At 46.5% G+C, this 17,814-nt stretch carries 18 protein-coding genes; 6 read left to right on the top strand and 12 right to left on the bottom strand.

Annotated elements, in window-relative coordinates:
• Positions 1 to 83 precede the first annotated feature (83 nt).
• Positions 84 to 764 carry a DNA mismatch repair endonuclease MutH gene (mutH, locus tag BLS03_RS11510; RefSeq protein WP_093273795.1) on the top strand — a complete coding sequence of 227 codons (681 nt, stop codon included), beginning with the start codon at positions 84 to 86 and terminating at the stop codon, positions 762 to 764.
• 17 nt (positions 765 to 781) lie between these two features.
• On the opposite strand, the gene BLS03_RS11505 is transcribed toward mutH, so the two are convergent.
• Entirely contained in the window at positions 782 to 1,090 is a 309-nt protein-coding gene (locus BLS03_RS11505; RefSeq protein ID WP_093273790.1) for a DUF6482 family protein, read from the bottom strand.
• 130 nt (positions 1,091 to 1,220) lie between these two features.
• Between BLS03_RS11505 and BLS03_RS11500 the strand changes: the two genes are divergently transcribed.
• Entirely contained in the window at positions 1,221 to 2,255 is a 1,035-nt protein-coding gene (locus BLS03_RS11500) for an NADP(H)-dependent aldo-keto reductase (RefSeq protein ID WP_093273786.1), read from the top strand.
• Positions 2,256 to 2,312: 57 nt separating this feature from the next.
• Here the strand turns inward: BLS03_RS11500 and BLS03_RS11495 are convergent, their stop codons facing one another.
• The 6 genes from BLS03_RS11495 to brnQ form a co-directional block, all read right to left on the bottom strand.
• Positions 2,313 to 2,564, bottom strand: coding sequence for a DUF1127 domain-containing protein (locus tag BLS03_RS11495; RefSeq protein ID WP_093273782.1), 252 nt, complete (start codon positions 2,562 to 2,564; stop codon positions 2,313 to 2,315).
• A gap of 117 nt (positions 2,565 to 2,681) precedes the next feature.
• Positions 2,682 to 2,816 carry a hypothetical protein gene (locus BLS03_RS26025; protein WP_281241231.1) on the bottom strand — a complete coding sequence of 45 codons (135 nt, stop codon included), beginning with the start codon at positions 2,814 to 2,816 and terminating at the stop codon, positions 2,682 to 2,684.
• Positions 2,817 to 3,082: 266 nt separating this feature from the next.
• The gene (gene vpsR, locus BLS03_RS11490; RefSeq protein ID WP_093273780.1) at positions 3,083 to 4,420 is read right to left on the bottom strand and encodes a cyclic-di-GMP-binding transcriptional regulator VpsR; all 1,338 of its coding nucleotides are present in this window, start codon (positions 4,418 to 4,420) and stop codon (positions 3,083 to 3,085) included.
• A 296-nt stretch (positions 4,421 to 4,716) separates the two neighbouring features.
• A complete protein-coding gene (gene lysS, locus BLS03_RS11485; RefSeq protein WP_093273778.1) occupies positions 4,717 to 6,234 on the bottom strand; it encodes a lysine--tRNA ligase in 1,518 nt (505 codons plus the stop codon).
• Between the two features lie 34 nt (positions 6,235 to 6,268).
• Positions 6,269 to 7,367 (bottom strand): peptide chain release factor 2 gene (gene prfB / locus BLS03_RS11480; RefSeq protein ID WP_143015622.1). Its coding sequence is split into 2 segments (ribosomal slippage): positions 6,269 to 7,291 and positions 7,293 to 7,367, totalling 1,098 coding nucleotides; the frame shifts between segments, so codons are not numbered across the junction.
• A gap of 185 nt (positions 7,368 to 7,552) precedes the next feature.
• On the bottom strand, positions 7,553 to 8,866 hold the full coding sequence (brnQ, locus tag BLS03_RS11475) for a branched-chain amino acid transport system II carrier protein (protein ID WP_093273777.1): 1,314 nt from the start codon (positions 8,864 to 8,866) through the stop codon (positions 7,553 to 7,555).
• A 326-nt stretch (positions 8,867 to 9,192) separates the two neighbouring features.
• Between brnQ and BLS03_RS11470 the strand changes: the two genes are divergently transcribed.
• Positions 9,193 to 9,897, top strand: a complete 705-nt coding sequence (locus BLS03_RS11470; protein ID WP_281241230.1) for a tRNA1(Val) (adenine(37)-N6)-methyltransferase — start codon at positions 9,193 to 9,195, stop codon at positions 9,895 to 9,897.
• 90 nt (positions 9,898 to 9,987) lie between these two features.
• On the top strand, positions 9,988 to 11,220 hold the full coding sequence (gene srmB, locus BLS03_RS11465) for an ATP-dependent RNA helicase SrmB (RefSeq protein WP_093273773.1): 1,233 nt from the start codon (positions 9,988 to 9,990) through the stop codon (positions 11,218 to 11,220).
• A gap of 118 nt (positions 11,221 to 11,338) precedes the next feature.
• On the opposite strand, the gene prfC is transcribed toward srmB, so the two are convergent.
• Complete coding sequence (gene prfC, locus BLS03_RS11460) at positions 11,339 to 12,928, bottom strand: peptide chain release factor 3 (RefSeq protein WP_093273771.1); 1,590 nt, start codon at positions 12,926 to 12,928, stop codon at positions 11,339 to 11,341.
• A 200-nt stretch (positions 12,929 to 13,128) separates the two neighbouring features.
• On the opposite strand from prfC, the gene BLS03_RS11455 reads away from it, so the two are divergent.
• Positions 13,129 to 15,162: an EAL domain-containing protein gene (locus BLS03_RS11455; protein WP_093273769.1), complete on the top strand. Its 2,034-nt coding sequence runs from the start codon at positions 13,129 to 13,131 to the stop codon at positions 15,160 to 15,162.
• A gap of 12 nt (positions 15,163 to 15,174) precedes the next feature.
• Here the strand turns inward: BLS03_RS11455 and rimI are convergent, their stop codons facing one another.
• Positions 15,175 to 15,621 (bottom strand): ribosomal protein S18-alanine N-acetyltransferase, encoded by a 447-nt coding sequence (gene rimI / locus BLS03_RS11450; protein WP_093273766.1) that lies wholly within the window; start codon positions 15,619 to 15,621, stop codon positions 15,175 to 15,177.
• A 7-nt stretch (positions 15,622 to 15,628) separates the two neighbouring features.
• Positions 15,629 to 16,027: a DNA polymerase III subunit psi gene (locus BLS03_RS11445; RefSeq protein ID WP_093273764.1), complete on the bottom strand. Its 399-nt coding sequence runs from the start codon at positions 16,025 to 16,027 to the stop codon at positions 15,629 to 15,631.
• 68 nt (positions 16,028 to 16,095) lie between these two features.
• Between BLS03_RS11445 and BLS03_RS11440 the strand changes: the two genes are divergently transcribed.
• Positions 16,096 to 16,554 (top strand): hypothetical protein, encoded by a 459-nt coding sequence (locus tag BLS03_RS11440; protein ID WP_093273761.1) that lies wholly within the window; start codon positions 16,096 to 16,098, stop codon positions 16,552 to 16,554.
• Between the two features lie 63 nt (positions 16,555 to 16,617).
• Here BLS03_RS11440 and BLS03_RS11435 read toward each other — a convergent pair whose 3' ends face one another.
• Together BLS03_RS11435 and ubiT are read right to left on the bottom strand one after the other, a co-directional pair.
• Complete coding sequence (locus BLS03_RS11435) at positions 16,618 to 17,121, bottom strand: GNAT family N-acetyltransferase (protein WP_093273759.1); 504 nt, start codon at positions 17,119 to 17,121, stop codon at positions 16,618 to 16,620.
• Complete coding sequence (gene ubiT / locus BLS03_RS11430) at positions 17,105 to 17,632, bottom strand: ubiquinone anaerobic biosynthesis accessory factor UbiT (protein ID WP_093273757.1); 528 nt, start codon at positions 17,630 to 17,632, stop codon at positions 17,105 to 17,107. Before ubiT ends, BLS03_RS11435 begins: the two co-directional genes overlap by 17 nt.
• Positions 17,633 to 17,814: the final 182 nt, after the last annotated feature.

The raw sequence follows: 17,814 nt of genomic DNA, 5'->3' as shown, positions 1-17,814 counted from the left end.
ATTGATCGTTATTTATTCACGTCGCACTGTTATGCCAAAAACCGATTCTGTTACAATGCATTTTTTGTCAAAACACCCCACACATGAAATCAGAACCCAAGACCGAACAAGAGCTATTAGATCGTGCCTTTGCCATTGCTGGCATCACCTTTGAGCAACTGGCTGATGAAGCCAACATGCCGGTGCCGCCCGACTTAAAACGCGACAAAGGTTGGGTCGGGCAATTGCTAGAGTGGCACTTAGGCGCGACCGCTGGTAGTAAACCTACGCAAGATTTTGAAAAGCTGGGCATTGAACTAAAAAGCATACCCATCAGCTATTCAGGTAAACCGCTGGAAACGACCTTTGTGTGCGTCGCCCCTTTAGTGGGGGTACACGGACTCACCTGGGAAACCAGCCACGTACGCAATAAATTGTCGCGAATTTTGTGGGTGCCGGTGGAAGGTGAGCGTGAAATTCCACTGGCTGAAAGACGTGTCGGCTCGCCGCTGATTTGGTCGCCAAGCGCCGAGCAGGAGCAGCAATTGAAATCCGATTGGGAAGAATTAATGGAAATGATCGTGTTAGGCGAAGTCGAACAGATCACCGCCAAACATGGTGAAGTGCTGCAATTGCGGCCTAAAGCCGCGAATGGCAGAGCGCTGACTGATGCGTATGGCTCAAGCGGCCGAATCATTAAGACTCGACCGCGCGGGTTTTATCTCAGAACCCAATTCACGGATCAAATTCTGCAAAACCACTATATTCATGCGGCAGGGAACTAAATTCATGCAGCACGAAATTAATCGCTGAGCGCCAAAGCCATTTCACAATACCGATTGCCCTGCCCTGCGCCACATTCATCATACGCATTATGTAAACGCAGGTAAGCGCGCTCGACGCCCATTTGGCTTAGCGCCTGCTTAGCTCGAGTGAGCGAAGGGTATTTCACCATACGCGATCCTTGTTTGATAGGCTCAAGCCGCTGCTTGTACTCAACGGCCAACAGATACTGCGAAAGATCAGAGCACCCAATAAGATACACTTTTGGCGACTGATGACGATCCTTGTGCTCTCCGTGGAGCCACTTAGTCAATTGGTATTTGTGCATAACTCACCTCCACCCAAAGTGTAGCTAAGCTGATAATAAATGCGAATTTGTGCTGAATGCCGCTTTCCATCTTACTGAAATTTCACATATAGTGGGGATCAAAAGAACTCACATTGATCAAGGAAGTGACATGCAAACCACTAAGCTGCCTCATTCAACGTTAGAAATTAGTAAGCTGTGTTTGGGTACCATGACATTCGGCGAGCAAAACACTCAAGCCGATGCCTTTCAACAGCTTGACTACGCGCTTGAGCGTGGAATCAACTTTATCGACACCGCTGAAATGTACCCAGTACCACCGAATGCGCAAAGCCAAGGACTGACAGAGCAATATATCGGTAACTGGCTAGAAAAAAGCGGCAAGCGTGAAAAAGTGGTGTTGGCGACCAAGGTGTCCGGCCCACGTAGCGTACCGTATATTCGCGATAACTTGTGTCTCGATCGCCGCAATATCCATCAAGCGATTGACGACAGCTTAACGCGGCTCAAAACCGATTACGTCGACTTGTACCAATTGCATTGGCCGCAGCGTCAAACCAACACCTTTGGTCAACTCAATTACCCGATGCCAGAAGGCAAAGAAGAGGTCACTTTAATTGAATCTCTGGAAGCGTTGGGAGAGTTAGTCAAAGCCGGCAAAATTCGCTATATCGGCGTCTCAAATGAAACCCCTTGGGGAGTAATGACGCTACTGCGTTTGGCAGAAAAACACGATTTGCCACGTATCGTCTCAATTCAAAACCCGTACAGTTTGGTCAACCGCAGTTTTGAAGTTGGTCTGTCGGAAATCAGCCACTTTGAGGGTGTCCAACTGCTCGCCTACTCGCCGCTCGCGATGGGAATGCTGACTGGAAAATACGCTAATGGCGCGCGACCTGCCGGTGCACGCTTGACTCTGTTTGAACGTTTTCAACGCTACTCTAAACCGCAAGGTGTTGCTGCCTCACAAGCGTATGTCGATTTGGCTAACGAGTTTGGACTCGATCCAGCGCAAATGGCTCTTGCGTTTGTCAATCAGCGTCCTTTCGTAGCTTCAACGATTCTCGGTGCGACGACCATGGAACAACTCAAAGCCAATATTGATAGTTTGGATGTCACGCTAAGTGACGAATTGCTGACTAAAATTCAACAAATCAGCACGGTTTACTCAAACCCTTGCCCTTAATAAATACCGGGGCGTATTACGAATTACAGGGGTAGGCTTTCGCCTACCCCTTTACTATTACGTCGGTATTCGCGCACTTAATATTCGACGCAGATGATGAACACGACGTTTAGCGATGACAGTGTCAGGTTGTGAAAATCCGACCGGGCGACCATCGCTGTCTAAACCGATATCGCGTAGCAAATGTTGATTTGTCCATGGCAAATCATGCGCACTGCGACGTACTTTTCGCTTCCAAATACGCTCTTCACGTTTGAGATCCGCCACCACGAATAGAGTGGCAAGTTTTAAATAAATTGAATGACTCATTGGTTTTCTCCAGATAAAAAATTTACTGGGAAAATGACAGTCAGAGACAAAAAGGGTGTGGAATAACGCTCTATACATGGCTGCCATCTTCCGCAGCCTTTAGAGGTTACGGACTAACTAATCTGCGGGTTTATCCGCGCGGCGATCTCGCGAAATTCGCAGATCTTGGGTGCGCATAAAATCATTGCCCTTTGCGAGAGCAAAGACCAATACCGAAGCGCAAACGTGATGAATAACGTGTTGTTGTTTCATGTTGCGCCTCCTAGCAATTAATTAGTCCAAAACTTAGATGTGATATGAGCCCTGAGCTCATGGTTAAATAGTATGCGAATAAGATGATTATTCAATCAAATATTTCCCACCCAGTGAAAAAAACGTTTTTGCGCTAAAATCACCGAACTTGATAGTAATTAATCGATATATTTCACTTAAGAATATCTTATTCCTTGGCATTTTATTTGGTGCAAAAAAAAGCCACACTTCAATAAGTATGGCTTTAAGTCATTCATTTATAAGCACTACATTGTGCTATCTGAAGATATTAGGTTGTGTTTGTTTAACAAACGATACATGGTTGCACGTGACACACCCAATTCTTTGGCCGCCATCGACACTTGTCCTGCGTGCGATTCAAGCACCAATAGCAGAGCATCACGTTCGCTACGCTCACGAATGCTCTTCAAGCTACGTTTACCATCACTGCGTTTTGGCAGGTCAAGATGAGGCTCATCCAGCATGACGGTTTCCGACATCAGAACCACACGTTTAATTTGGTTCATCAGCTCGCGAACGTTACCTGGCCAATGGTAGCGAGTCAGCGCACGTACTGCATCTTCGGTGAAGCTGCGCGCTTGGGCATTGAACTCTTTTGAGTACTCTTGCAGGAAGTGACGCGCCAGAATCGCAATATCACCTGCACGCTCTTTAAGGCTAGGTACGTTAATTCTCAATACGTTGATGTAGTGATAAAGCTCTTCGTTGAAATCACCGTCAATCAATGCTTTTTCGATATCCGCCGAGTTCGCCGCCAGAATTCGTACGTCAACCTCTTTACGCCCGCTAGAGGTCTCTACGGTGCCCTCTTGAAGGAAACGTAGTAAGTTAAGCTGTTGCGACTTCGGTAGGGTTAGAATGTCATTGAGAAGCACTGTGCCACCGTCTGCACGTTCTAGCATTGAGATTTGTGCTTCATCTTCGCGATTAATACCAAATAGGTCGCACTCAAGGCGACGTTCTGACATCGCACGGCAGTTGACTGAGATAAACTCTTTCTGCGCACGAGCGGAAGTTTTGTGTACTGCGCGAGCAACGGTTTCTTTACCGGTACCGCTTTCGCCATAAATCAAAATACTCACGTCGGTTGGACCGATACGTTTAATTTGATCGCGAAGGCGTTTCATCGGAATAGAATCGCCGATTAAGCCCATGTCGTTGTTGTTACCGTAGTGTGGCCATACTTTCTTCTCAAGCTTGAGCATACCCAATTGGTGACCAATGGTGCTAAGCAATTGCGCATCTGGGATCGGCGCAGTAAAGAAGTCGATACAGAAGTTCACGATGAACTGGCAGATGGTGTCTGAGCTCAACTGTGACTCACGAATAAACGCCAACCAACGAACTTGCTTGTGATTACTCACAAGGTTCGCAATACCATTAAGACTGAACTCATCGTGGCTAAGATCAACAATGCCGATGCAAGGACCTGTTTCTGTAAACAATGCATCTGCTTTACGTAAATCCGCACACTGGGTGCAACGCCAACCGACTTGCTCTAAAACCGAAAGCCAAGGTTCATAAGTGCCACCGACGACGATAAGTGAACCCGGGACAGAATCCATCCGGAATTGAGTACCCATTTATCTGTTCCTTATGTTTAATTATTAGTTTGTAAACAGCGCCAACTAACGCATGTCGTTTAGACGTTACATTATCGAGACTTGCGAAAATAATCTGTCTCATCTTCAAGACAAAGCGATTAATAACTTGTTTTCGCAAAGAGAACGAGACCTTCATTCACAAACTTATTGCAACGATTGCGCGTCATTCATAAGACATATAGAAAAACAGAATAGAAAATTGAGCAAATATTCGCCGTATAAAAAAAGCCATCTGACGATGGCTTTTTTAACATTTCGACTTTAGCGGCGAACTATTACGCTTGTGGACGCATTGCCGGGAATAGAATCACGTCACGAATGGTATGAGTATTGGTAAATAGCATCGTGAGACGGTCAATACCGATACCTTGACCCGCTGTTGGCGGCAAACCATGCTCAAGTGCTGTGATGTAGTCAGCATCGTAGTACATCGCTTCATCATCACCGGCATCTTTCGCATCAACCTGAGCTTTAAAGCGCGCATCTTGGTCTTCTGCGTCGTTAAGCTCAGAGAAACCGTTAGCAACTTCACGACCACCGATGAAGAACTCAAAGCGGTCAGTGAAGAATGGGTTGTCATCGCTACGACGCGCCAATGGCGAGATATCAGCTGGGTAGCCTGTGATGAACGTTGGCTGGATCAATTTCGGTTCAGCGGTTTCACCAAAGATCTCTTCAAGCAATTGACCACATGTCCAGAAGCTTTCTACTTCAACGTGAACCGATTTGGCGATCGACACCATCAATTCACGATCTTGCAGATCTTGTTCGGTCAGGTTTTGAATCGCTTCGTGGTTTGGATTGTAGTGTTTAATGGCTTCAAACATGCTCATGCGGGCATAAGTACCACCAAATTCTACCGTTTCATCACCGTAAGGCATTGAAGTTGAACCATGCACTTCCATCGCCACGGTACTTAACATCTCTTCAGTCAGATCCATCAAGTCTTTGTAATCGGCGTACGCTTGGTAGAATTCCATCATAGTGAATTCTGGGTTATGACGCGGAGACAAACCTTCGTTACGGAAGTTACGGTTGATTTCAAATACGCGGTCAAAGCCACCTACCACCAAACGCTTAAGGTACAGCTCTGGAGCAACACGCAAGTACATGTCGATATCGAGCGCGTTGTGATGAGTTACGAATGGACGCGCCGTTGCGCCGCCAGGGATCACGTGCATCATCGGCGTTTCAACTTCCAAATAGCCTTTTGAGCTCATGAAGTTACGGATCGCAGACACTAACTTAGAGCGAATGATAAACGCGTGGCGAGAATCTTCGTTCACAATCAAATCAACATAACGTTGACGGTAACGCATCTCTTGGTCAGTCAAGCCGTGGAATTTCTCTGGTAGAGGACGCAGCGCTTTGGTCAGCAATTCGTACTCTTCCATGTTGACGTAAAGATCGCCTTTACCAGACTTGTGCAACGCACCTTTCACACCGATGATGTCGCCGATGTCCAAACCTTGATATTTCGCTTTAAGCTCTTTTTGCACATCTTTCGCAGCATAAGCTTGAATGCGGCCTGAGGTTTCTTGAATTACCAAGAATGGACCACGTTTTGCCATCACACGGCCCGCAATCGCGACAACGTGATTAAGCGCTTCGAGTTCTTCTTTGGTCTTTTCACCGAATTGTTCTTGTAAGTCGCCAGCTAGGCTGTCACGACGGAAATCATTTGGGTGACCATTTGCTTTGCAATTCTTGCGAATTTCATCGAGTTTCGCGCGACGCTCAGCAATCAGCTTGTTTTCTTCTTGAAGGTTTTCGTTTTGAACAGCATCAGTCATTTTCGATCTATCCTGTCTGTGGTCGGTGAAAAGCTTACAGGCCTGATTTCAGGCTAGCTTCGATAAATTTGTCTAGGTCGCCATCTAAAACCGCTTGCGTGTTACGGTTTTCAACGCCAGTACGTAAATCTTTAATGCGCGAGTCATCTAACACGTATGAACGAATTTGACTGCCCCAACCGATATCCGATTTGGCGTCTTCGTTAGCTTGTTTCTCGGCATTCTGCTTTTGCAGTTCCAGCTCAAACAACTTAGCGCGCAGCTGTTTCATCGCTTGGTCTTTGTTTTTGTGTTGAGAGCGGTCATTCTGACACTGCACAACAGTATTGGTCGGTAAGTGGGTAATACGTACCGCCGATTCTGTGGTGTTAACGTGCTGACCACCAGCGCCTGATGCGCGGTAAACGTCGATACGCAAATCCGCCGGATTAATATCGATATCGATGTTTTCATCAACCTCAGGGTAGATAAACGCAGATGCAAATGACGTATGACGACGGCCGCCTGAATCGAATGGCGACTTACGAACTAGGCGATGCACGCCCGTTTCAGTGCGCAACCAACCGTATGCGTATTCACCAGAAATACGTACCGTGGCCGATTTTAGGCCAGCGACTTCGCCTTCAGAAACTTCAATCACTTCCGCTTTGAAGCCTTTGGCTTCTGCCCAGCGCAAGTACATACGAAGCATCATATTGGTCCAGTCTTGGGCCTCAGTGCCGCCAGAACCGGCTTGTAAGTCGATATAGCAGTCAGAGCTGTCGTGATCACCCGAGAACATACGACGGAACTCTAATTTCGCCAGCTTCTCTTCAAGCTCGGCGAGTTCAGGTTCAATTTCGTCAAAGGTTTCTTGGTCTTGTTCTTCAACCGCTAGCTCAAGCAGACCATCAACGTCTTCGACGCCTTGATCTAACTCGACGATTGTCTCAACCACGGCTTCAAGAGACGCGCGTTCTTTACCTAAGGCTTGGGCGCGCTCAGGTTCGTTCCAGACATCGGGTTGCTCTAACTCTGCGTTTACTTCTTCTAGACGCTCTTTCTTGGCGTCATAGTCAAAGATACCCCCTCAGGACTTTCGTGCGCTCAGACACGTCCTGAAGACGATTTTTAATAGGATTGATTTCAAACATGTTTGCTCAACATTTTAGCGTAGAATTTAACCGCAGAATTCTACTGAAAAATGTGAGGAAGATACAGGGATTTTTGTCGCCACCACAGACACCAAGACAACTCTGTGGTATTGGCATTCCATTAAGACAAAAAAAATCCCTCACCTAAGCAAAGGCAAGGGATTTTTTACAATCAAAGACGGCTATTATGCGTTGTCTTGAACGGTTTGCGGCTCAGTGGCTTTACCCGCAAAAAACATCACTACAATCGCAGCAATCGTTGGCAGTACCCAGCCCATACCAACATCAAATAGTGGAAGGAAATGCAGTGCTGAGACATTAACACCTGCCACTTTCGCCGCATCAATCAATGCAAACAGAAACGAAACCAGCAAAACAAAACGGTACGCTAAGCGGGGATTTGGAAACTTGCTGCGTAGGAAGGTTAACGCCACCAAAGCGATCGCTACCGGATACAGAGCAAACAGAGCCGGAACCGACAGAGAAATAAGCTGGGCAAGCCCGACATTGGCAACGACCGCACACGCAATACCGGTAATCAGAACCCAAGTTTTGTAAGACAGCGGCGTATGGGTACTAAAGAAATCCGAACACGCTGAAATCAGGCCGATAGCGGTAGTTAAACACGCCAGCAATACAATCAGCGAGAGCACCAGCTGACCATGACTGCCAAACAGCGCTTGAACGTATTGGCTTAGTACCATACCGCCGTTATCCGCCCCAGCGGCCACAGCAGAGCTGGTTGCGCCTAGGTAGAACAGCGAAATGTACACAAACGCCAAACCTGCTGCGGCAATGCATGCTGCGCTAATCAAGTATTTGGTCGTCGCGCGGCGCTCAGTAATACCTTTACCGCGCAGCGCATCTACCATCAGTACGCCAAACATCAGCGAAGCGAAGGTATCCATGGTGTTGTAGCCCTCAAGGAAGCCCTTTTGCAATGGGTGCGTCAGGTACTCACCTTGCGCTGGCATGATTTCACCTTGCGGATTAACAAACACACTTACCGCCAAAATGATCAAACCGATGAACAACACTGGTGTGAGGATTTTGCCGATCATGTCGATAAGGCGGCCTTGATACCAAGCAAACAGCATAGCGACAGCAAAAAACAGCACGGAGAATAGCGTCAGATGCAGTTGAGTTGAATCGCTAATAAAAGGATTAACGCCCATTTCAAATGCAACCAAACCGGTGCGCGGCGCGGCAAAAGCAGGGCCAATGATGATAAAAATCAGCGCCGCCATCAGTGTCGCAGCCTGTTTCGGCAAATCGCGAGTCATGTGCTCCCAAGTACCACCCGCTAATGCGATAGCAATGATAGTCACCAAAGGTAGCCCCACGGCAGTGAGTAGAAAACCGACCATGGCAGGTAACAGGTGATCACCGGCAAGTTGCCCGGCAAATGGAGGAAAGATAATATTCCCCGCCCCTAGAAAAAATGCAAACAGCATAAAGCCGACTGCAGTTACGTCTGAAAATTTTAAAGTCTGCTTCACAGCTAACCCTTTTTATATAAATTATTGATGTTGTGTCGGGGTAAAAATGGTTTTCCAACCCCACCCAGGGCAAAATCTGGGAGCGGGATCATGACGAACTAACCAGCAATACGCAAGTTCAACCATTAAAACGCTATATAAATCCAGACAACAATTATAAAACCAGATATATAAGCCAATAAAATAAGAATATTCGAATTTTAATTCTAAGAATTTTCCTATTTTACTGTATCAGATTTAGTACAATCATCCTGAGTTAGACTAAAAATCAGAAAAACAATCTAATTTTCACATAATTAATAGCGTTAAATACAAGGCATAGCACATTGAAAAACAAACGTTTTTCCTTCAAGAAATTTACCGTTGAACAAGGAAGTGCCGGAATGGCCGTCAGTACTGATGGCGTACTGCTCGGTGCTTGGACTCAACTTAACGATGCGAAAACGGTACTTGATATTGGTACCGGAACAGGCTTGTTAGCCTTGATGTGTGCACAGCGTAGAGCCCACGCACAAATTACGGCGATTGAGATCGATGATTGTGCGATAGCATCGGCCACAGGTAATATCGAACGCAGCCCATGGCAAAGCCGAATTACCCTCATTCAGAGCGATGCGCGAGAGGCGCAATTTGACAATCTTTTTGAGGTCATTATCTGTAATCCGCCCTATTTTTTAAGCGGTGAGCAAGCGCAAATGCCGCAGCGGGCCAAAGCTCGTCATAGTGATCATCTCGACCATCAAATCCTGCTGAGTAACTGCGCAAAATGGCTGACTGAAGACGGACAGGCGAGTTTTATTTTACCTGTCGTTGAAGGGCGAGCATTTATCGCAAGCGCCAAGCACCACGGGCTGTTTGCATCTCGCGTGTGCCAAGTATCGCCAACCGAGCACAAAGCGCCGAATCGACTGCTGATCGAACTGAGAAAACACCAGCAAACCTGCGTTAAAAGCACGCTGACGATTCGAGAAAAGCAAGCTTACAGCGGCCAATTTACCGCTTTGACCAAAGATTTTTATCTAAAGATGTAGAATTACCTGTGATCCTGCTCACTAATGCCCGTATAATACGGCGTTTTGAATTATCCCTTATTTCGCCACTAGGCCTGCGGAGATACTAACGTGATCAAAACTTTCGCTGAACTTGATCTAGACCCAAACTTGCTTCAAGCCATTGAAAGCATGGGTTTCAGCCGACCAACCGAAATCCAAGCTCAAGCCATTCCAGCCGCCTTGGATGGCCGTGATGTGTTAGCTTCTGCGCCGACCGGAACGGGTAAAACTGCCGCATTTGTGCTTCCTGCGCTGCAGTTTTTGCAAGATTTTCCGCGTCGTAAACCAGGGCCGGCTCGCGTACTGATCCTAACTCCAACTCGCGAATTGGCGATGCAAGTGGCTGATCAAGCTCGTGCTCTGGCACAACACACCTCGCTAAATATCTTTACTATCACTGGTGGCGTTCAATACCAAGAACACGCCGATATTCTGGCCAAGACTCAAGATATCGTGGTAGCGACACCTGGCCGTTTGATGGAATACATCGAAGCGGAACGTTTTGATTGTCGCGCGATTGAATGGCTGATCCTTGATGAAGCCGACCGTATGTTGGATATGGGTTTCGGCCCTGTGGTTGATAAGCTTTCAACCGAATGTCGCTGGCGCAAACAAACCTTGCTGTTTTCGGCAACGCTTGAAGGCAAAGGAGTAGAAGGTTTTAGTGCTGGGCTACTTAATGAGCCTGCAGAACTGGATGCCGAGCCTTCACGTCGCGAGCGCAAAAAGATTGCCCAGTGGTATCACCGCGCCGACACCGCCGAACATAAACTCGAATTGCTCAAAGCTATTCTGACCAGCCAGGCTGAACGCTCTATCGTGTTTTTGAAAACTCGCGAACGCTTGGCTGAGCTGCGTACCGAATTGGAACGCGCGGAAATTCCATGTGCTTGGATTCAAGGCGAAATGCCTCAAGATCGTCGTAACAACGCGATTGCCCGTTTTCGTGATGGCGCAGTCAACGTACTGCTAGCCACCGACGTTGCAGCGCGCGGTATCGACCTTCCTGATATCAGCCACGTCATTAACTACGACATGCCTCGCAGCGCCGATGTTTATTTGCATCGCATCGGTCGTACAGCGCGAGCAGGTAAAAAAGGCAATGCCATTTCTCTGGTTGAAGCCCACGACCAACCAATGATGGATCGCGTGGCTCGCTACGTGAAAGAAGATATCAAAGAGCGCTTTGTTGACGGATTACGTCCAAAACACAAAAAGCCTGTGTTTAAGAAGAAAAAGAAAAAAGACGACAAGAAAAAAGCCGCTGCGAAAAGCAAAAAGAAAGTCGCTAAGAAAAAATAAGCGACTCAACACGCAAGCTTAGTGTGTTCAGCACATAAAAAATGCCGCTTCAATGAGCGGCATTTTTACATTTACAACAGGCTGCGATAAATCATCGCAGCCTTATATCAGCTTGTAATTAGTGTTCACGTGTTGCACGGAAGACAACATCTGGAAAACGCTCTTGAGCCAAGTTGAGGTTAACCATAGTTGGTGCAATGTAGGTAAGGTTATCACCACCATCTAGGGCTAAGTTCGCTTGGTTCTTACGTTGGAACTCATCGAATTTCTTGCCATCTTGGCATTCTACCCAGCGCGCTGTCGCAACGTTAACGCCTTCGTAAATCGCTTCAACGTTGTATTCAGCTTTCAAACGCGCAACCACCACATCAAACTGCAGCACACCTACTGCGCCAACGATCAGATCGTTGTTTTGCAATGGGCGGAACACCTGCACGGCACCTTCTTCAGAAAGCTGCACCAAACCTTTAAGCAATTGCTTCTGCTTCAACGGATCTTTTAAGCGAATACGGCGGAACAGTTCTGGTGCAAAGTTCGGAATACCCGAGAATTTCAACGAGCCACCTTGGGTGAAGGTGTCACCGATTTGAATCGTACCGTGGTTATGTAGACCAATGATGTCACCCGCGTAGGCATTTTCCGCACGAGAGCGGTCGCCGGCCATGAAGGTCACGGCGTCGGAAATATTGACTTGTTTGCCAATACGCACGTGGTTCATCTTCATACCTTGAGTATAAGTACCCGACACAATACGCATGAAAGCGATACGGTCACGGTGTTTTGGATCCATGTTAGCTTGGATTTTAAACACGAAACCCGAGAAGCTTTCTTCTGTTGCTTCCACTTCGCGCTCAACTGCCTGACGAGTTTTCGGAGCTGGTGCCCATTCAGTCAAACCATCGAGCATGTGGTCAACACCGAAGTTACCTAATGCAGTACCGAAATAAACTGGCGTTAGTTCACCCGTCAGGAATGACTCAAGATCAAACTCAGGACAAGCACCAATAACGAGTTCCAACTCCTCACGGACGCTTTGTGCCAAATCGGCACCCACTTGTTCATCGAGCTCTGGGTTATCCAAACCTTTGATGATACGAACTTCCTGAATCTCATGGCCATGACCAGATTCATAAAGAATCGTCTCGTCGCGATGAATATGATAAACACCTTTAAACTCTTTACCGCAGCCGATTGGCCAGGTAATCGGTGCGCACATCATACCCAGTTCGTTTTCTACTTCATCCAACACTTCCATTGGATCACGAACATCACGGTCAAGTTTGTTCATAAAAGTGATGATTGGTGTATCGCGCAGGCGCGTTACTTCCATCAATTTACGAGTACGATCTTCGACACCTTTCGCCGCGTCGATCACCATTAAACAAGAGTCAACCGCGGTCAAAGTACGGTAGGTATCTTCCGAGAAGTCTTCGTGCCCTGGAGTATCAAGCAAGTTAACCAGACATTCGTTATAAGGAAACTGCATCACAGAGGTGGTTACCGAGATACCACGCTCTTTCTCCATTTCCATCCAGTCAGATTTTGCATGCTGGTTTGATCCACGACCTTTCACCGTACCTGCGGTTTGAATTGCGCGTCCGAATAACAGAACTTTTTCAGTAATTGTGGTTTTACCCGCATCCGGGTGCGAAATGATCGCAAACGTACGACGTTTGGATACTTCGCTTAAAAAGGCTTCATTTGACATACTACGGCTCTTTTAGGCTTGATATCGGCATTTCAGGGATGCCAATAGCTCAAATTAATTGCGCGGTATTCTCCCCTATCTTGTGCACTTGAGCAACAATCCATCTTGTTTCCCGCCAAAATTCTTTGCGCTGGGCAAGTTAAAAACATCGAATTTTTTAAGCTATAACTAAAGGAGTAATCCAGACTCCGCAGGTTGTAATGTTCACAATGCATCGTTCTTCATCCCTCGCTGTTCGCCAAGCCAAAACTGTCTTTCTCGTCTCTGTGGCGCTGGGATTGGTGTTTAGCGTGTACATGATTTTGCTGGATCTCAACCAAGAGCAACAACGCATCCAAAAACATTACCAACTGCAATTAATGCAGCACTACGTCAGTGCCAGCCAAGCTACGTATCATCTTAATCCATTACTCGCCAATCAGGTGGTCGTCGCCTTGATGAGCGATCCTGCAGTCAATAGCGTTAAGATCGTCGATGATTACGGTGATACTCTCGCGGCGCGCCAACGCGACAATCAACAACATGGGATAATGATCAACGCGTTATCAAATTACTTAACGCCTGATTCAACGCTGTTTACCACTGCACTTCACCAACCAGATTCCGACCTGGTGCAGGGTAGATTGAGTTTTACTATCGATGGCTCCAGTTTGGCGAAAACGTTTGTTTCCAAAGCTCACGAACTGCTGCTGTTTGATCTGCTAAGAACCATAGTTCTCACTTGCATTTTACTGGTATTTTTTTATTACAAACTGTCTAAGCCATTAATGGTGCTGGTCAATTGGGTTCAATCTTTGCAAAACAGCAAACAGACCACTCCTATTCCTCTTAGTCACAGAAAAGATGAATTAAGCCACTTAGCGTCAACTTTTCAGCATATTTGGCAAGAGCGTGAAATTGCCGAAGCAAAATTGAATCAGCTGGCGTATTACGACTCACTCACCGGGCTGGCAAACCGCAGTTTGCTGCTGCAAAAATTGGATGAAACCTTAGATCAAACCGAGCTCACCCAATCAACTGGAGCGCTGTTTTACCTCGACTTAGATCGCTTCAAAACCATCAACGACTCATTAGGTCATACCATTGGCGACATGCTTCTTAAAGCGATTGCCGAACGTTTGGCGGCGTGGATTAAACCCGGCTGTTTGACCGCGCGTATTGGCGGAGATGAATTTGCGATTTTGCTGCCTTGTGTTGCGAAAAGCCGCGCCGAAGAAATTGCCAAGCAAGTGCTAACACTGATTTCCAATCCATTTACCATCAACGAGCATCAGCTCTACTGTACGGTCAGTATCGGCATTGCCACCTTTCCAGCTGAGATTGGCGATAACATTGATATTTTGCGTCAAGCGGATACCGCGCTGTATCGCACCAAAGCAACTCAGCGTAATCACTTTATGTTCTATGAACCCACCATGCATGCCCAAGTGGAAGCATTTCAACAAATCGAACGCGGGTTACATGAAGCGCTTTCACTCCAGCAACTTGAGTTGCACTATCAGCCACAGGTAAACCTTGACCATCAAATCATTGGCGTTGAAGCATTAATTCGTTGGAATCATCCACAAAAAGGGTTGTTGTACCCCGGTCACTTTATGGCGGTGGCCGAAGAGACTGGGCAGATTTTAAAAATCGGCAATTGGATTATTGAACACGCCATCCACCAGTATGCGAACTGGAAACGCCTCGCGGTTTTACCCAGGCACTTTGAACGTTTGGCGATCAACATCAGCCCAGTGCAATTTGCTCAAGAAAATTTTGTCGCTCACATTCGCCAATGCTTAAACGATGCGGGCGTGACTGGCGAACATATCGAGTTGGAAATTACCGAAAATTTATTGCTGGAAAATATCGAAAGCGCGATTCAAAAAATGGCCGAACTCAAAGCGCTCCAGGTCAAAATATCCATCGACGACTTTGGTACCGGCTACTCTTCACTACGCTATCTCAAGCACTTATCGGTCGATGTACTCAAGATCGACCGCTCGTTTGTCACACATTTAGTCGACAATGAAAACGATCAAGCGATAGTCGATTCGATCATTATGATCGCCAGTCGGCTGAATCTGGCTGTGATTGCCGAAGGGGTAGAAAATCTCGCCCAATTTGATGCACTTAAAGCCTTGGGGTGTCAACAGTTTCAAGGATTTGTCTTTGATAAGCCGCTTTGCTGTGAGGCCGCTACGCAGCGTTTGACGAAAGGCGGCTATATTCTTGAGCGGCGTAAAGCTTGAGGGGAAACAAGCTTAGAAGAACAGGTAACTCATAATGATCGCATCTTCCTTGCCTTGCGCCGTTGGGTAGTAATTACGGCGGCGATCCACTTCATTGAACCCTGTCGCTTCATACAAACCGTAAGCATTGTGGTTACTTTCACGCACTTCCAGCCAAGCACTTTCTGCCTTCGCAGCCTCGCACATATCAAGAAATCCGTTAAGCAACGCTTTACCAAAGCCACGCCCTTGATATTCAGGAGCCACCGCAATATTCAACAAGGTGACTTCGCCAACGATATTCTGAGCGTAGAAATAGCCCACAACCTGCTCATCGACCAAAAGCACATGATGACAAGCACCGCGACTTTGAATGTCGCTTAATAAGCTTTCAGACCAAGGGTGAGAATGAGCCGCACGCTCTATTTCAATGATACGCTCAAGGTATTGAGCTTGAAGAGCAACCAATTTTGTGGACATAAGGACTCTATTGATAACGTTGGATTTGCTGCCACAGCGCTCGCTTGCGCTGAGTATCACCATCTATCTGCGCTAAGCTATCAGAGCTGAGCAGATTGACACCTTCAAGCGCTTGGCTTTGGCATCCGGCAAACCACACCCATTTCAGTTGATGCTGGTGAAGTGAAGCAAGCTGAGCAGGATAAATGTGGGCCGCTTGGGCGACGGTGAGTTTGATGGTTTTTAAAATGTTTTCAAACAACTGCGCTGAATCACCTTCGGGAAATTGAGGAGAAACCAAAAGCAGTTGACAGGATTCTGGCAAAATAAGTTCACTAGGTGTGTAACCTACTAATCTTTCGGGATGTAACAGTTGAAATGAAGTGATCCCCATCTCTTGCAAGTACGAAAGTGTATGTTGTGACATGAACGTCTAATCATTTTGCTGAAAGAGCCGCCATCCTAACAATTTTTTTTTCAAAAGTCAGAGGCACGATGAAATATCTTAAACTGTGTGTATTGCTCGGATATCTAATCTTAATCAGCCCAACAAGTTTCGCTAATCAAAGTCAGCCATATTGGGAGCTTATCGACACAGTAACCTTATCGCCTAGCAGTCAAAAAGCACGTTTAAGTTTGAAAAAGATCATCAGCCGCCGTGACTTCAGCCATATCAAAATCACTTGTGTTCAAGGGGATGTCGACATTCAATCACTGAATATCGAAATGACAACAGGTGAAAAACGCGACTATCAAACCTTTAATATTCTCACCAAGGGCGTTTCCACTCGTGCGTTGTCTCTACCGGGAACGAGGCAAAGCCAGCTGACTAAGCTCAATCTCAGTTACAGTAACTGGGGAGGCAAAACCTTAGGCTCGTTTGCCAATGACAAAACCACCAAATTGGAAGTCTGGGGCCTAAAGATTCAAAAAGCCCCAAACAAAAAGCCTTAACCTATCACTGTTATAAACCTAGCGCTGTTATAAACCTAATCGCATTTATAAACCTAAGCGCGGCTATAAAACGGAAAACTCTTGGCTGTAAGTAATCAGACCATGGCGGTCTTTGAGCACATCGGGATACAGCGCTTTGACTTGAAATGCGTCGAGCGGCGCATCCCATTCACAGCGCATATCAAAGTGGTGCGCCGCTTCAAAACCGAATTGTGAATAATATTCTGAACTGCCCAGTACCACACAAGCTGGGTACCCCAATTCACCGAGTGATGTTAAGCCTTCTTCAACTAAACGGCGACCAATGCCTTGACCACGGTAATCAGGTGCAACACACAGTGGCGCTAGACCTTGCCATCCGTCATCTTGACCATCGAGCATAACCGGCGAAAACATCACATGCCCGACCAATTCACCGTCATCGGTGCACGCGACCAGTGACAACGTCAGTTGACTATTTTCACGCAATGTCATCACCAGATTTGCTTCGGCATCAGTGTCAAAGCTCGATTTAAGCAGTCGATCAATCACTAGGATGTCGGCTGGCGCTTCAGTTCGAATAAGCATTCGCTACCTCATTTGTCGGTTTCGGCGATTGTACTCCTTTATAAACAAATTCCGCTAGTTGATTCATCAACATTTGTAATGGCTTAGGCAGTAAATCTAGATCCACACTATCCATTAGATTTTTGACTTCTAGACCTAGTTCGGTATCGCCTTCGATTTGCAATCGACGCTGAAAAAACAGTGTGTCTGGGTCTTCTTTGCGCCCTGCGATAAGCACCAAGTCATTGAGATTGCCGCTAAACGAAACGTCCTGTTGCTGAGGCTTATCCGCCACAACCAACTTGTCATTATTAAAACTAATAAACCAAGCCAGATTCATATCTTTTATTTCTACTTTCAGCCACTTACCTTGTAAAAACTCAAAATCTCCGTCTTCCAGTGCTTCAGAAAATACCGCTTTCATGCCCTCTAATAGTGCACGATTTTGTAATGTCACTGGCAGTAATTGGACTGGAGATCTCAAAATTGTTGCTGCATTTTGAACTAATTGAGTGCGAATCTTGTTTATCACGAGGCTTATCCGTTAGGTTAAATCAATCATGAACGCATCATAAAACATGCGCGAAATTCGATTCCTGTGTTGTATCAAAAAAACGTCCTGCGGGCTTGTAAGCCTTTAATTTTAAGGCGATCACAGTTATAGTTATTTTGACATGCATAATTATTCGCAGTCTGAATAATCAATGCTGATTG

Origin of the sequence: Vibrio xiamenensis (assembly GCF_900100015.1) — a bacterium.
In the GTDB taxonomy this organism is placed as follows: Bacteria; Pseudomonadota; Gammaproteobacteria; order Enterobacterales; family Vibrionaceae; genus Vibrio; species Vibrio xiamenensis.
Note: the sequence above shows the minus strand (reverse complement) of the source record. Positions and strands in the feature narration are given on the sequence as shown.